Origin of the sequence: Marinicauda pacifica (genome assembly GCF_004793635.1) — a bacterium.
Lineage (GTDB): Bacteria > Pseudomonadota > Alphaproteobacteria > Caulobacterales > Maricaulaceae > Marinicauda > Marinicauda pacifica.
Genome location: NZ_SRXV01000001.1, coordinates 954,362 through 969,225, shown reverse-complemented (window position 1 = coordinate 969,225; position 14,864 = coordinate 954,362). Strand labels below are relative to the sequence as shown.

Below are 14,864 nucleotides of genomic sequence, written 5' to 3'. Positions count from 1 at the left end.
GCCAGCCGCACGCCTCATTGAAGTCCCACGCGACCTTCCAGGCCGGACAGCAACGCGTCCGGATCGAATGCCCTGCCGCCCAGAAAGACGAGGCGCGGCCGCGTGATCGCGCCTGGATCGGAGATCAGGTCGCCATCCAGCAGCACCAGATCGGCGAACTTTCCAGCCTCCACCGAACCCAGCTCATCCTGGCGCCCGATGATGTGTGCGCCGTTCAGGGTCATGACCTGGATGGCCTCTTCCGGCGCGAAACCGGCTTCCAGAAACAGCGCGTAATTGCGCTGATTTCCGAAGCCGGGAAGGTTGTGACGGCCCGGATCCACCCCGGCTGCCAAAAGCCCGCCGGCTTCATGAAAGGCACGCTCGAAGCGCATCGCGTTGTCAAATGCCGCACTGGGCTCGCTCGTGCTGGCGACGTCTCGTAGCGCCACCTGGCGCGCCTCGTAGGTCTCGCGAAACGCCGGGGCCAGATAGCGCACGACCCGCTCCTCGCCCTGATAGCGATGGGCGAACCGGCTCTCGACGATCGTCAAGGTGGAGACAAGCGCCGTGCCGTTCCCGATCATGGCGCCATAGACCGCGCGCGCGGCGTCGCCGTCCGGGTCGACATGCTCCATATTGCCCACAGAGCCTCCGATGCATTCTCCCTCTGGTTTGCCGGTCAGGAAATCGGATGCGGAGACCAGCCCGTGCTCGATCGTGTCGATCCCCATGTCTGCCGCCTCTGCAAAGGTGAGAGAGCACAAATGTCCCGCCACACGCAGGCCCTGCGCATGCGCCTCGTCGATCACGGCACGCGCGATATCCGGTTCCACCCGGCGGTAAAGCTTGATCCAGTCCACGCCGGTTTCGGCCCAGCGCCGTACGAAGGCCCGCGCCTCCTCCTCGCTGGCAGGCTGGACCATCACCGGCGCATCGCCCGGCCCGCTGACATAGGGTGAGGATGTGGACACGCGCGGCGCCGCTGCACGGCCGGTCTCGGCCGCTTCGGCCATGGCCAGATCGGCAATCGGGGAGGCCGCGCCCACCGTCCGGATCGTGGTCACCCCGCCCGCCAGATAAAGCCGGCTCGCCGCGCGCTGCAGCAGCGGGGCACCTGGCATGTGGGTGTGATCGTGCGCCCCGATCAGCCCGGGGATCAGCGTAGCGCCAGCGCCGTCGATACGGCGCACGCTGGCCGGCGCGTCTATCGTGCCGTCCGGAGCGGCCCCGGCGATGCGTCCGTTTTCGATCAGCACGCTCATGCCGCGCCGGACCGGACCGTCTGTGCCGTCGATCAATGCCGTCCGTTCGATCAGGACCGGACCGGTTTCAAAAGCAAGAAAAGGGGCCACCGGATCCAGCCCGTCTGGCGGCTCCTGCGCGCTTGCACTGCTCATCGCTGCCCAGACGAGGGCGGCAAGCCCGGTGAGAAGAGTTTGCATCATGACGATCGCCTGAAACCGGGCATCCCGAACCGATCACACGTTACGGGCTGTTTGCCCGACGGGCGAGGGGCGGGAAAGTTTCATTTGAATACCTACAAACATTGAACGTGTTTATCATTTACGTTTAAACAATCTTTTGGGTCCCCAATGGGGTCGATTGAATAAATAATTCCCTAAATAAACAGGGGACTAGCGGTAATCATATGACGTCCTTGGCCAATCTGAAGGCGTTTCGCGAGGCTCTGGCCGGCGCGGATGATGTCAGCGCGAGCCAGTTCAAATTCTTGAACCTGGACGAATTGGCCGAGCGCTATGGCGAACGCTGGCCCAAGGTCAAAGCCCGCATCTTCGAGACCTGTGAAACTTTCATCAAAAAGCGCATCGGCCCGCGTGACCTGATGCTGCGCGCCGGCAACGGCTTTCTCGTCCTGCCATCGCCCGATCGCGGCGAGAGCGCGCCTGCTCTGGCCGAACGCATTGAGCGCGAACTGAAAGTCTTCTTTCTGGGCACCGATTATCTCAAGGAACTCGCACTGGAGACCGGCACGATGCCGATGTCGATCTCCGGCCTGATCGATGCCGCAGATTCCACGGCGCTCGATACCGCTGCCAAAGAGTACGAGAAGGCGGGTCCGCAAACAGTCGCGTCCCGGCCAGGTGTCCCTGCCTTCGATTTGTTCTATCAGCCGGTCTGGGCGTCGGCGAGCGGACATATCGCCTTGCGTTGCGCGATGCCACTGTTGGATTTACGCCGCCAGCCCGATCGCGTCTTCCACCGGGTACTGCCCGGTACGCATAGGCCGGAAGACCTGCTTAAGTTCGACATCGCGGTCCTTGCACGCGTGTCGGCTCATGCGGCCGACTGTCTCGATCGCGGACGAAGCTGCCTTCTCGCGGTACCGGTTTCTTTTGAAACACTGACAGTGGCGCGCTTGCGTGTGATTTATGCGGCAAGACTGGCTGAGTTGCCCGATCGCCTCAAACAAGTCCTCGCCTTGCGCATCCTGAACGCTCCGGCAGACGCGCCGTCTACGCGCTATGCGGAAGTCACCCGTCTTGCCAGCCTGTTTTTCCGGCGGGTCTTCTTTGATATTGATTTTCGTCAGGCCCGGTGCGACCGGTTCTTCGAGGGCCGCCTGGATGGTTTCGTGATCTCTGCGCCGCGCGATTGCGAAGCCCTGCAACGCGACATGAATGCGCTTATCCGCTTTCAGAGCGGAGCCGCGCACCTTCGGGCCGCCATCGCAATGGACGATTGCACCAGCCTTCCCGTGGTGGAGGAGAGTATCAAGCTCGGCGTGAACCTGTTTCAGGGGAGCATCTTTCCCAAACCGGCCCGGTTTCCCCAGCCTCCTGAAAAATACGATCCCTTCGCGTCTCGCCCTCATGCGGCCGAGCAGCATTAGCCCTGGAACGTACCATGTCGTTGAAATGCATCCTCTATGTTAGCCAGAGCCTGATCAGGGCCGACCGCGACGACTTCCGTGCGGCCATTTCGAAAATTATGATGGAAAGCGAGCGCAATAACCGCGCCGACGACATCACCGGCGTACTCGCCTATGACCGTGGCCGCTTCCTTCAGTACATCGAGGGCCCACCCGGACCGATGGGGGCGCTCGTGGACCGGCTTCTTGGCGACCCGCGTCATACCAACATGACAATCCGCATCGATGAGCCGGTCGAAACCCGGCTGTTCCCCAAATGGTCGATGGCCCTGCTCAATATCACTTTGCCGCCTCTGCCGGGATACAGCGTCGAGGACCTGGAAAACCAACCGGTCGACCAGCTGCTGGCCCGCCTTCAGCGCGCGGCCGATGAGGAGAGTATCCTGTCCGTCGCGCCCCGGTCCCAGGACGATGAGTAAGCACGGGCCGCAAGCTTAACCTTGGCGGTACCATTTTCTGCTCTACTCGCGTGGATGAAACGATTGAGGCAGGGGCGAATGATGATGGACGGCAGCACGGTGTTCCAGACTCCCGCGGATGAGGACGGGCGGATTTATGCCCTCGATCTCGCGCCGGACTGCCGCTATGCGGCACTTCTGGGCGAAACCCGGTTCAGTGCCAGCATGCGCAATGCGGATCGCATCATCCAGCGTCTGGATGGCGGCGATTACCGCCATTTCCTGATCGATTACCGGCTCGCGCTCCCGATGCTCAATCCCGATGAGTACGCGCAATTCTTCCAGAAGCTCGAGCCGTCTATCGGCCGGCTGGAGTCGCTGGTCTATATTTACGGAGACCTGACCCTGATGCGGGCCGCGCATGCCTCGCGCCAGGCTCAGAAGCTGGGTGTGAACGCCCTCGCAATCGGAGACTGGGCGCAGGTCTGCGCGCAAATCGGCCGCGTTCTCCCGGACCCGATTTTGAACCTGCCCCGCGAGTAGACCGAAGACGCCCGCATCCGCTCGAACCTTTAGCCTTAAACCCCTTCGCGGCTCGCAGGCGGTGCCTCTGCGCCCAGGTGCCGTCTGGCATCGCGTGTGATTTGTCCTGCTGCCAGCATGAGCAGGACTGTGCTCGCGGCGAAAATCCACAGGCCGGGCAGGCTCGCGGCGCTGGAAAACCCGTCCGAGGACCACAAGACGATCATCGCGGCCACGATCAGGACTTCGCTGAGCGACCATTTGCCCAGGATGTCGACCAGGCGCAGCGCCCTGCGGCCGAATGCCCGCGACGACAGGTGAAGCCAGGTCAGGAGGCAGGCCTTCGCGACCGGTATCGCCACGCAGAACACACCCAGAATCAGGGCGAGGGCAAATTCCTCGGTCGCCCACAGGACCTGAATCGTTTCGAGCACCGAATAGGTCGCCCTGAGCACCACGAGGCGCGCAGTCTCCATCAGCGGCAGGGTGAGCCCGAGCGGCAGGAGCATGATCCCGAGAAACAGGAAGGCGCGTCCCAGTGCGCCGCCAGCGCCATGCAGATCGGGTGAGGGGGAGGCCAGGGAGCGGGTCATGGACCGATTATGCCCGAGCCCCGCTGCCCTGTCTTCTCCCATCAAGGCTTTCTCTAGTAACCCGAGAGGCGCGCGACCTGTCCGGCGCCCCAGCTATCGTCGCCCAGAAACTCGCCCGCCGCCTGGGCGCGCTTGTAGTAGAGGCCGATATCGTACTCGTCGGTCATGCCGACGCCGCCATACATCTGGATGCCTTCCGAGCCGGCCAGGCGCGAGACCTCGGTGGCTTTCGCCTTCGCCGCGGCGCACCAGAGCGGCGCCTGGGACGGGGTTTCGTCCAGCGCGCGCAGCGCCTTCATGACCAGCGTGCGCGCCAGCTCCATCTCCGAATACAGATGGGCGGCCCGGTGCTGGAGGCCCTGGAAGGAGCCGATCGGCTGGCCGAACTGCTCGCGTTCCTTGATGTAGTCGACGGTCAGGTCGAAGGCCTCTTCGGCGACGCCCAGGCTTTCGGCCGCCAGGCAGGCGCGTCCGGCATCCAGCACATGGCGATAGGCGGTCTCGCTGTCCTCTGCGCCGTTCAGCAGCGCGTCGCCGTCCAGCTTCACGTCGTCGAAGCGGATATCGGCCGGCACGTGGCTGTCCAGCGTGCGGCGCGCGGTGCGCTCGACCCCGGCCGCATCGGCGTCGACCAGGAACAGGTTGATGCGCCCGTCCTCGGTGCGCGCCGCGACGATGAAGGCATCCGCGCCCATGGCGCAGGACACGAAGCGCTTTTCGCCGCTCAGACGGAAGCCGTTGCCGTCCTTGATCGCCTTGGTGTCGATCCTTTCCGGGTTGTGGCGGGCCTTCTCGTCGACGGCGAACGCGATCACGGCCTCGCCGGACGCGATCTTGGGCAGCCAGGCCGATTTCTGCGCATCCGAACCGGCCAGGCGCAGGGCGCTCGCCGACAGCACGGCCGTGGGCAGGAACGGCGAGGCGCACAGCGTCCGGCCCATCTCCTGCAGCAGCAGTCCGGCGGCGGTGTATCCCAGATCCACCCCGCCATGGTCTTCCTCGACCAGAACGCCGCACCAGCCCATCTCGGCCATGGACGACCAGACCGAGGCCGAATAGCCCACCGGGTCCTTGTCATCGCGCAGCTTGCGCAGCGCCGACACCGGCGAGGTCTGTTTCAGGAACGACTTCGCACTGTCGCGAAGCATCTGCTCTTCGTCGTTAAGAATGAAGGTCATCGAGTAATTCCTTAAAGTATCAGATTAGCCGCCGGGAAGCTCGAGCACGCGCTTGGCCACGATGTTGAGCTGGATCTCGCTCGTCCCCCCCTCGATGGAGTTGGCCCGGGCCCGCAGCCAGTTGCGCGCCGGATCGCCATCGCTCTCCGCGTCGCCTTCCCACAACAACCCGTCCGACCCGAGCGCGCTCATGTTCAGCTCGTGCCGGCGCTTGTTGAGTTCGGTGCCGAGATATTTCAGCGCGGAGGCGCGCGCGCCGACGCCCTCGCCATGGTCGGCTTCTTCCTTCACACGGCGCATGGTCGCCTCGAAGGCCAGGCCATCGATGGTCAGCTTGGCCACTTCGCCCCGCAGGATCGGATCGGCCAGCTTGCCGTCCTCGTCCATCTCGCCGGAGGCTTTCGCCGCCGTGATGGGGTTGAGCCCGCCGAACGCGCCTTCGGACACGATGCTCGCGCGCTCATGGCTCAGCAGGTATTTGGCGATGGTCCAGCCCTGGCCGGCATCGCCGACCCGGTTCTTCACCAGGGCCTTGGCATCGTCGAAGAAGGTCTCGCAGAAGGGCGACTTGCCGGAGATCAGCTTGATCGGCTTGGTCGAGACGCCGTCCTGAGCCATGTCGATCAGCAGGAAGGAGATGCCTTCGTGCTTGGGCGCATCCGGCTCGGTGCGCACCAGGGCAAAGATCCAGTCGGACTTGTCCGCATAGCTGGTCCAGACCTTCTGGCCGTTCACCGTGTAGTGATCGCCGTCCAGCACGCCCTTGGTGCGCAGCGAGGCGAGGTCGGAGCCCGCGCCGGGTTCGGAATATCCCTGGCACCAGCGGATTTCGCCGCGCGCGATCGGGGGCAGGTGTTCCAGCTTCTGCTCGTGCGTGCCGAATTTCAGCAGGGCCGGGCCGAGCATCCAGATGCCGAAGCTGTCCAGCGGGCTGCGCGCGCCGATGCGCTTCATCTCTTCCTTCAGCACGAAGGCTTCGTCCTTGGACAGGCCGCCGCCGCCATACTCGGTGGGCCAGGCGGGAACGGTCCAGCCCTTGGAGACCATACGCTCCAGCCAGAGCCGCTGGTCCTCGCTCTTGAACTTCCAGTCGCGCCCGCCCCAGCAGATATCGCCTTCGCCGGAGATCGGCGTGCGCATGCTGTCGGGACAATTGGCTTCGAGCCACGCGCGGGTTTCGGCGCGAAATTCTTCCAGGGACATGTGGTCTCCTCCCATTGACGTTTACGTCAAGGGTAGGCCGCGTTCAGGCCGCTTGCCAGCCCCCCGGAATGAAAATGTCGTCGGCAGGTGGCGCGGCGAAAGCGCGCGTCCGTCTTGCCCTCGCCGGGCAGGCAGGTATTTAGCGCGCTGACGAGCACATCTGAGGAAACCCATGAGCGTCCTGACCCAACCGGCCGATGCGCGTCTGCCGCGCGCCTTCACCGCCCCCGGCACCAGCCGGGCGATGTTCTGGTGGCTGGTCATCGTGGCGTTGTTCGTGTGCGCCATGATCGTGGTGGGCGGCGCGACGCGGCTCACCGATTCCGGGCTTTCCATCACCGAATGGCGCCCGGTGACCGGCGCCGTTCCGCCGCTGAGCGAAGCGGGCTGGGAGGCGGAGCTGGAAAAATACCGCCAGATTCCCGAATACCAGGAACAGAACCGGGGCATGAGCCTGGACGAGTTCAAGTTCATCTACTGGTGGGAATGGGGCCATCGCCAGCTCGGGCGTACGCTGGGCCTGGTCTTCGCCGTGCCCTTCTTCATCTTCCTGGTCCGGGGCATTGCCCCGCGCCGTCTGCGCCCGCGCCTGTGGATTCTGTTCGCTCTCGGCGGGCTTCAGGGTGCCATCGGGTGGTGGATGGTGTCGTCCGGTCTCGCAGACCGGCTCGATGTCAGCCAGTACCGGCTGGCCACGCACCTCTCCATGGCCTTCCTCATTCTCGGCCTCACCCTGTGGACCGCGCTCGACCTGCGTTATGGGGCGCAAGTCCTCACACGGCGATCCGGCCTGTTCGCGCTCGCTGGACTGTTCTGGGCCGGGGTCCTGGTACAGATCGCCCTCGGTGCCTTCGTCGCCGGGCTGGATGCCGGGCGGATCTACACCAGCTGGCCGCTCTTCGAGGGCCGGCTCATCCCCGATGGCTATCTCGGTGGCATGCCGTTCTGGCAGGCCATCTTCGAAAGCCGACCGGCGGTCCAGCTCCAGCATCGCTGGTTTGCCTATGTCCTGACCGTGGCGGGCCTTCTTCTGGCCTGGCGCTATCGCCGCCAGGGAACGGGCGCCGTCTCCCGCCTGGCCCTGCTGGTGCCGGCTGTCCTGATCGTCCAGGTGCTCCTGGGCATCGCGACGCTGGTTCACGCGGCGCCGCTCTCGCTTTCGCTGCTGCACCAGGCCGGGGCCATCGCGCTCTTCGGCGTGTCCGGCTACGCGGCCTGGCTCCTGTCTCGCAGCGAGGCGGACGGCGAAGCCGCCCGGGCCGCCCCGTCAGGCGCCTAGCGCACCAATGCTTATTCTGGAGCGACGACGATCCGCGTGATGACGTCTCGCCCGATAAGCTTCAGGCGGCCGTCCTCGCGGTCGTAAACGGCCAGCAGACCGCCGGAGAAGGGCGAGCCGCCGAAATTGGCGTCGGTCAGATCGATCGCGCCCGGCTGCAGGATGGCCGGTGCGTTCAGTCCTTCCTCGAACTCGATCAGCGTGATCGGTTCCATCGAATTGGCGTCGAACACGCCCAGCTGTCCGTCCTGGCCCAGCGGTGCGATCGCGACGGCCCGGCCGAGCAGTTCGCCATAGGCGACATCGGCCAGGGAGTAGCCCTCTATATCGGCCACGACCTGTCCGTCCCGGTCCAGACGTGCGGCTCCGCCGGTCGGCCCGGTAACGATCAGCTCGGTTCCGGCGCTGGCGCAGGCCCGGGCAGGGAAGGGCAGGTCGAATTGCGATTGCAGGGTCAGTTGCAGATTGTCCTGCCCGGTGTCCTCGACCCGCCAGATCTGGGCGGTTTCGTCATCGTTGAGCAGCGCGATATCGACAAAGCCGATGCCCGAGCCGGCGTGACAGATAGCCGTGGCGTTGTCCTCGAGGCCTTCGCCGGTGAGGCCAACCTCGATGAAGGTCGTTTCCTCGGCGATGAAGGCCTGGGCGCGCACAGCGCCGTCGCTGTCGATCCCGAAGAGCAGCGGAATGGTCAGACCGCGCAGGGCAAAGTCGGGCGCGGCGGTGATGCTGCGCAGGCGCGGACCGGCCTCGCCACCGACCACTTCGCCATCCAGGTTGAAGACCTCGTAACCGCCATCGCTCAGCGAGGCGGCGATCAGGCCCTGCCAGGGCGCATCGGAGTCGGGCAGGAAGATGAGGTCGTCGACGGGCCGGCTGGGATCGAAGGCGACGGTGACGATGGCGCTGTCCACACGCGTCGTGTCGACCTGCGCGCTCTCGCCCGGCGCCGCGGTGTCGCTCTCGGGGGCGTCGCCGCACGCGGTGAGCGTCAGGCCAAGTCCAGCGACCGCCGCGGCCATGGGCCACGCACGGCGAAGGTGCGTCCCGGTGCTTGCTGCACGTTGAAGAAGAGTGTCGTTCCGTCCGGTGAAAAGCATGGTCCGGTTATCTCGCTGTATTCGCCGTCTGAATCGCTGTGTGCGTTGCGGCCAATCGTGTAAATCTGCCCCTGAGGCGTCACCCCGCGGATGAACTGGTCTGCGTCGCCGTCTTCAACGACGATGAGATCGCCCCAGGGCGCGATGGTGATGTTGTCGCATTTCTCCAGCCGGCGCGCATCCGTGGTTTCCACAAACAGCTCCAGCACCCCGCTTTCGCTGCGTTCCTGAGCGTAGCCTTCAAACCGGCTCGGCCGGTAACGCCAGATCTGCCCGATCCGGGCAGGCCCGCCATCGGTACAGCAGAAATAGAGCTCCCGGTCGCCAAACCACATCCCTTCGCCGCGGGTGAAGCGCGCCGCGCCGGCCGCGATGGCACGCGCGGCCAGATCGTCTTGCGGGTTGTCGATATCCTCCAGGTCGATCCATCGCACATCAAGCTGGCGCCCGGCCGGGACCGGGGAGGGGCTCTCCTCCCAGTTTCTCAGATCGGCTCCCGGGCGGCCCTCGATGGCCAGGGCCTGAAGCCGGCCGCCACGCCACAGCTCGCCGGGATAATCTGGAATGAAGCGGTAGAAGAGCGCCGGCTCGTCGTCCTCGGTCTGGTAGACGATGCCGGTGACGGGATCGACCGCGGCGGCCTCATGACGAAACCGGCCGAGGCCGCGCAGGGGTTGCGGCTCGACGAGCCCGTTGGCGCCCGCGGGCACCTCGAACGCATAGCCGTGATCAACGCCGGCATCCTCTCCCCGGCGTACCAGCGTCTCTTCGCAGCTGATCCAGCTATTCCAGGGCGTCGGCCCGCCGGCGCAATTGTTTGCCGTGCCCGCCAGCGACAGGAATTGCGCCTCGATGCGCAGGCTTTCAGGGTCCAGGACCAGGGTGGTCGTCCCGCCCGGATAGGGCAGGCCGTCGCCGGCCCGGTCATAGATGCGCGTTTCGTCGATCCGGCTCATGCGCTCGGCGCGCGTGCCGAACGCCGACTTCTCCGGCTCGTCCGGCATCAGCTCGTGATTGCGCACGAGCCTTATCTTCCCCGAAGCGTCGGTGAATGCCGCCATGCCGTCCGGGTCGCCCGGCACAATCAGCCCGTCGCTCATCCGGTCGCCGGTTTCAGACAGGATCTGGTAGTCGAAGCCCCGCGGCAGATCGATCAGGCCTCGCCGGTCGCGCTGCAGCGGACCGTATCCGGCCACCTGGTTGAGATAGCCATCCACCCCGCGCGGCGCGCAAGCAGCCAGGCTCGCCAGGCCGGTGAAGGCCGTGCTGGTGGCGGCAGCGCGGTGCAGGAAGCTTCGGCGGGAAAGGGTCATGACATCGGTCGTGTGGCAGCGGGTAGGTCTCTATCTAGCGGGGTTTAGGGCCTGTGAGTACCGGATGGGCCGCAATTTGACGGTAACCTGTTACCATGCTTTCAAATGACTGTTTTTGCTTATTTTCTGGAACGGTGAGTTGACCCGATGCCACACCTCGCGTAGACAGCGCGCCTGATCGCGGCGGAGGTGGGCTCCGGCGCGCAAATGCTTTCGAGTAAAGGCTTGAGCGATGAAGACTTTCTCCGCAAAGCCCGCAGAGGTCGAACACAAGTGGATTGTGATCGATGCTGAGGACGCTGTCGTGGGCCGCCTGGCGGCTTTCGTGGCGACCCGCCTGCGCGGCAAGCACCGCCCCGACTTCACCCCGCATTGCGATACCGGGGACCATGTTATCGTGATCAACGCCGACAAGGTGAAGTTCACGGGCAAGAAGTTCGAGGACAAACGCTATTACCGCCACACCGGTCACCCGGGCGGCATCAAGGAAACCAGCCCCCGCAAGATCCTGGAAGGCCGGTTCCCGCAGCGCGTCGTCGAAAAGGCGGTCGAGCGCATGATGCCCAAGGATAGCCCCCTGGCGCGTTCGCAGATGTCCAAGTTGCGTGTCTATGCCGGTGACGAACACCCGCATGTGGCCCAGCAGCCCGAGACGATCGACTTCAAGTCCCTCAACACCAAAAACGCGCGGAGCTGATCATGGCTGAACAAGCTCGCTCTCTCGAAGACCTGAAATCCGCGCTCAAACAAGCGGACGCGCCGGTCGTCGCAGATGCTGAAGAGGCCGTTCAGGCCGAACCCAAGATCGACGAGTTCGGTCGCGCCTATGCCACCGGCAAGCGCAAGAACGCGATCGCCCGCGTCTGGATCAAGCCGGGCAACGGCAAGATCACCGTGAATGGCCGCGAGCAGGAGAAATTCTTCGCTCGTCCGGTTCTGCGCATGCTGCTGCAACAACCGTTCGAAGCGGCCGATCGCACCGACCAGTACGATGTCGTCGCGACGGTGACCGGCGGCGGCCTGTCCGGCCAGGCCGGTGCGGTGCGTCACGGCATTTCCAAGGCGCTCACCTATTACGAGCCGGGCCTGCGCGCCGTGCTGAAAGCCGGTGGCTTCATGACCCGCGACTCCCGTGTCGTGGAACGTAAGAAATACGGCCGCAAGAAAGCCCGTAAGAGCTTCCAGTTCTCGAAGCGCTAGGACGGCACTTGCAGTTTTGGTCTGCCAGGCGGGCGGCTCCAGTGGAGCCGCCCGTTTTGTTTGGCGAATGAGCGGTCGTCCCGATACCGGACCGGGAGGGAGGGATTGCCGTCACGCAGGCATTGCGGCCAGGATGGGCGAGACCTTGCGCAGGATCGCTCATGAGACACGATGCCCGGTTCTGGAACCGCAAAGCCCGCAACTACGCGGAGTCGCCCATCGCCGATCAGGCGGCCTATGAGCGAAAGCTCGCACTCACGCGCCGCTATCTGACCCGGGAGACCCGGGTGCTGGAGTTCGGCTGCGGGACCGGATCCATTGCGCTCGAGCATGCGCCTTATGTGGGTTCGGTTCTGGCCACCGACGTCTCCGAAGCGATGATCGGGATCGCTCGCCGCAAGGCGGAAACCGCTGACGTCTCGAACGTTGAGTTCGCCGTTGCTGACCTCGACACCTTCCAGCCCCCAGCGAAGCGCTTCGGTGTCGTCATGGCCCATTCGCTGCTGCATCTTCTCGGCGACCGCGAAGCCGCCCTGTCGAAAATCGGCCAATGCCTGGCGCCTGGGGGCTATCTGGTCTCGACCACGGCGTGTCTTGGCGACCGGATGGGATGGATTCGCGCGATCCTTCCAATCGGCCGGCTGCTCGGCCTGCTACCGCGCGTCGCAGTCTTTTCAGAAGCCGATCACCTCAAGAAATTGGAGGAGGCCGGTTTCCGGGTCGAGCAATGCTGGCGCAAGGACGGGGCGATCGCGGTCTTCGTCATCGCGCGAAAGGAAGACCGCGCCTAGCCGCGAACCTTCACATACTCGCCCGGCGCGTCGCACACGGGCGGGTAGGCCTCGCTGCCCGGGTCGCGGGCCGCCACCGTCTCGTCGCTCAGACGATAGAGCCAGTCGCGCCAGTGCGGCCACCAGGAGCCCTCGGTCTCGGTCGCGCCGGACTTCCACGCCTCGAAATCGCCGGGAAGGTCGGTCCGGCTCCAATACTGGTATTTGTTCGCGTCGGGATGATTGATAACGCCGGCGATATGCCCCGATCCGGCCAGCATGAACTCGGTCGGTCCTCCGAACAGTTTTGCGCCGCGATAGACCGAGGCGGCCGGCGCGATATGGTCGCGGATGCTGGCCTGCATGAAGACTGGGACGGTCACCTCAGATAGGTCGAGCTGACGGGAATCGAGCGTCATTTTGCATTGAGATAGCAGATTATGGCGGTAAAACGCATTGAGATAGCTCAGATGTAGACGCTTGGGCATGCGCGTCTGGTCGGCATTCCAGTACAACAGGTCGAAGGCTTGGGGCTGCTTGCCGAGCAGGTAGTTGTTGACCACGAAAGACCAGATCAAGTCATTGGCGCGCAAGGCATTAAACGTATCCGCCATGATCTGGCCGTCGAGCACGCCGCCCTGGGATTCCATGATCCGCTCGATTTCGCCGACCCAGCCGTCCTCCATGAACACCATCAGCTCGCCGGGGTCCTCGAAATCCAGCTGGGCGGCAAAAAATGTCGCCGAAGCAATACGTTGATCGTCTTCGTCCTTGGCAAGGTAGGCGAGGGCGGCCCCCAGCATCGTGCCCCCGATGCAGTAACCCACGACGTCGGCCTGAGCCTCTCCCGTTACCTCAAGTGTTACGTCCAGCGCTTTGAAAAGCCCGGACTTCATGTAATCCTCCATCCCGGCTTCAGCCAGCTCCGGACCCGGGTTGACCCAGCTCATCAGGAAGAGGCTGAAGCCCTGGTCGAGCAGCCAGGCGATCATCGAGTTCTGCGCCCGCATATCGAGAATGTAGAATTTGTTGATCCAGGGCGGGGCGATGAGAATCGGGCGCCGGCGGACATTCTGCGTGCGTGGCGTGTACTGGATCAGCTCGAATAACTCGTTGCGGAATATGACCTTTCCCGGCGTTGTCGCCAGGTTCTCGCCGATCTTGAATCCCTCCATATCGGTCTGGGACAGCGCCAGCCGGCCTTTGCCGCGCTCCAGGTCGCGGGCGAGATTCATCAGGCCGCGGCTCAGATTTTCGCCTTGGGTTTCATAGGTTTCCTTGAGAACCTGGGGGTTCGTCAGGGCGAAATTGGTGGGCGCCATCGCATCCATGAATTGCTGGGTGAGAAAGGCGGCCCGGCGCTTGGCGCGATCTTCCACGCCCCTTACCCCTTCGACCAGGCTCATCATGAAACGCTGATTGAGCAGGTAAGACTGTTTGATTGCATCGAAAACCGGGTGGCTGGACCATTCCTCGCCGCGCCAGCGCTTGTCGCCCGGAGCCGGCTCGATCACAGGCTCGGCGGGCGCCTTCATCAACTTCGACACCGTACCCGACCACAGATCCAGATAGCCCTGATGAAGGTCGCTCTGGGCCTTCATGATCAGGTCCTGATCGGCCACGACCTGTTCGAAAACCCGCGACATATCCGGACTTTTCGAGAGTGTCTCCAGCGAAAGGCCCGGGCCGGGCCGGTCGGGACTCGCCATCATTTCAGCGAGCAGGGTCTGGCTCTTCATCGCCGTGTCCATCAGGTTGCGGGACAGGGCATCGAGATGCTTGATCTCGGCCTCGTTCAACGCGCCCAATTGCGTCAGATCGGAGAAGGAGCGCACCTTGGGCGACTGCTCGGCCAGGCTCGGATCGGCCTCCGGCGAAGGGGTCGCAGCCGCCTGCGGCTTTGCAGACGAGTCCTTCGATTCGGAGTCCGAAACGGGCTTCGGGCGAGGCGGGCCAGAAGACTTGCTGTCGGCCATGGCAAGTGCCTTCTTCACGAGAGGTGACAGACGAAGACTTCAGCGTATAGAAAGCCATCTGCGCGTCCAATCACGGGAGACCGCTCTTGATCAGTTTTCACCGCCTGGTGCAGGCCTGCTGCGCGACGATTGCGCTCGCCTCGGCCGGGTGTGCGGGTATGGGGGAGGCTGCCGACGAGGCGGCCTGGCTGGACGCCAGCCTGGAGGAAGGGCGCCGGATCGCGCCGCCCGCGACCGTTCCACGCTATCAACTTGACCCGGAAGATCGCATCGAAGTTGCAGCGACAACCCGGCGTCTGCTTGTCCTCGCTGCGCAGGTACGAGCCCGCGCAGAGGCCATTGCCGACGAGCCGGTCGATACCGGTGCCTACGTGCGTCAGGCGCGCGAGCGAAACGCGCCGCCGCCTGCGCCTGGCTCGTGATCACGCCACCCAAATCAGGTTAGAGAATACAGGCCGCT

15 protein-coding genes are annotated in these 14,864 nt (G+C 64.4%); 8 read left to right on the top strand and 7 right to left on the bottom strand.

Features of this window, described 5'->3' with window-relative positions:
* Window positions 1-14 precede the first annotated feature (14 nt).
* Window positions 15-1,427, bottom strand: a complete 1,413-nt coding sequence (locus E5162_RS04630; RefSeq protein ID WP_135943761.1) for an amidohydrolase family protein — start codon at window positions 1,425-1,427, stop codon at window positions 15-17.
* Window positions 1,428-1,630: 203 nt separating this feature from the next.
* Between E5162_RS04630 and E5162_RS04625 the strand changes: the two genes are divergently transcribed.
* The 3 genes from E5162_RS04625 to E5162_RS04615 all read left to right on the top strand — a co-directional run bounded on the left by E5162_RS04625 (window position 1,631) and on the right by E5162_RS04615 (window position 3,813).
* The gene (locus E5162_RS04625) at window positions 1,631-2,833 is read left to right on the top strand and encodes a hypothetical protein (RefSeq protein WP_135943760.1); all 1,203 of its coding nucleotides are present in this window, start codon (window positions 1,631-1,633) and stop codon (window positions 2,831-2,833) included.
* Between the two features lie 14 nt (window positions 2,834-2,847).
* Window positions 2,848-3,291, top strand: a complete 444-nt coding sequence (locus E5162_RS04620; RefSeq protein ID WP_135943759.1) for a BLUF domain-containing protein — start codon at window positions 2,848-2,850, stop codon at window positions 3,289-3,291.
* Between the two features lie 78 nt (window positions 3,292-3,369).
* Window positions 3,370-3,813: a hypothetical protein gene (locus E5162_RS04615; protein ID WP_158291195.1), complete on the top strand. Its 444-nt coding sequence runs from the start codon at window positions 3,370-3,372 to the stop codon at window positions 3,811-3,813.
* A gap of 35 nt (window positions 3,814-3,848) precedes the next feature.
* Here E5162_RS04615 and E5162_RS04610 read toward each other — a convergent pair whose 3' ends face one another.
* The 3 genes from E5162_RS04610 to E5162_RS04600 are packed head-to-tail and all read right to left on the bottom strand — an operon-like array spanning window position 3,849 to window position 6,766.
* Window positions 3,849-4,385, bottom strand: a complete 537-nt coding sequence (locus E5162_RS04610; RefSeq protein WP_158291194.1) for a paraquat-inducible protein A — start codon at window positions 4,383-4,385, stop codon at window positions 3,849-3,851.
* A gap of 53 nt (window positions 4,386-4,438) precedes the next feature.
* Window positions 4,439-5,563 carry an acyl-CoA dehydrogenase family protein gene (locus E5162_RS04605; protein WP_135943756.1) on the bottom strand — a complete coding sequence of 375 codons (1,125 nt, stop codon included), beginning with the start codon at window positions 5,561-5,563 and terminating at the stop codon, window positions 4,439-4,441.
* A 24-nt stretch (window positions 5,564-5,587) separates the two neighbouring features.
* A complete protein-coding gene (locus tag E5162_RS04600; protein WP_135943755.1) occupies window positions 5,588-6,766 on the bottom strand; it encodes an acyl-CoA dehydrogenase family protein in 1,179 nt (392 codons plus the stop codon).
* A 172-nt stretch (window positions 6,767-6,938) separates the two neighbouring features.
* On the opposite strand from E5162_RS04600, the gene E5162_RS04595 reads away from it, so the two are divergent.
* Entirely contained in the window at window positions 6,939-8,045 is a 1,107-nt protein-coding gene (locus tag E5162_RS04595; protein WP_135943754.1) for a COX15/CtaA family protein, read from the top strand.
* A gap of 11 nt (window positions 8,046-8,056) precedes the next feature.
* On the opposite strand, the gene E5162_RS04590 is transcribed toward E5162_RS04595, so the two are convergent.
* Both E5162_RS04590 and E5162_RS04585 read right to left on the bottom strand, forming a co-directional pair.
* Window positions 8,057-9,067 carry a hypothetical protein gene (locus E5162_RS04590; protein WP_135943753.1) on the bottom strand — a complete coding sequence of 337 codons (1,011 nt, stop codon included), beginning with the start codon at window positions 9,065-9,067 and terminating at the stop codon, window positions 8,057-8,059.
* Window positions 9,037-10,458 carry an alkaline phosphatase PhoX gene (locus tag E5162_RS04585; RefSeq protein ID WP_135943752.1) on the bottom strand — a complete coding sequence of 474 codons (1,422 nt, stop codon included), beginning with the start codon at window positions 10,456-10,458 and terminating at the stop codon, window positions 9,037-9,039. Before E5162_RS04585 ends, E5162_RS04590 begins: the two co-directional genes overlap by 31 nt.
* 232 nt (window positions 10,459-10,690) lie before the next feature.
* Here E5162_RS04585 and rplM point away from each other — a divergent pair, with 232 nt between their 5' ends.
* The 3 genes from rplM (at window position 10,691) to E5162_RS04570 (ending at window position 12,449) form a co-directional block, all read left to right on the top strand.
* Window positions 10,691-11,155 carry a 50S ribosomal protein L13 gene (gene rplM / locus E5162_RS04580; protein WP_135943751.1) on the top strand — a complete coding sequence of 155 codons (465 nt, stop codon included), beginning with the start codon at window positions 10,691-10,693 and terminating at the stop codon, window positions 11,153-11,155.
* A 2-nt stretch (window positions 11,156-11,157) separates the two neighbouring features.
* Window positions 11,158-11,658, top strand: a complete 501-nt coding sequence (gene rpsI, locus E5162_RS04575) for a 30S ribosomal protein S9 (protein WP_135943750.1) — start codon at window positions 11,158-11,160, stop codon at window positions 11,656-11,658.
* A 161-nt stretch (window positions 11,659-11,819) separates the two neighbouring features.
* Window positions 11,820-12,449, top strand: a complete 630-nt coding sequence (locus E5162_RS04570) for a class I SAM-dependent methyltransferase (RefSeq protein ID WP_135943749.1) — start codon at window positions 11,820-11,822, stop codon at window positions 12,447-12,449.
* Here the strand turns inward: E5162_RS04570 and phaC are convergent.
* Complete coding sequence (gene phaC, locus E5162_RS04565) at window positions 12,446-14,404, bottom strand: class I poly(R)-hydroxyalkanoic acid synthase (protein WP_135943748.1); 1,959 nt, start codon at window positions 14,402-14,404, stop codon at window positions 12,446-12,448. The two genes, E5162_RS04570 and phaC, sit on opposite strands and share 4 nt — an antisense overlap.
* Window positions 14,405-14,490: 86 nt before the next feature.
* Between phaC and E5162_RS04560 the strand changes: the two genes are divergently transcribed.
* Window positions 14,491-14,826: a hypothetical protein gene (locus E5162_RS04560; protein ID WP_135943747.1), complete on the top strand. Its 336-nt coding sequence runs from the start codon at window positions 14,491-14,493 to the stop codon at window positions 14,824-14,826.
* The last annotated feature ends 38 nt before the right edge of the window (window positions 14,827-14,864 follow it).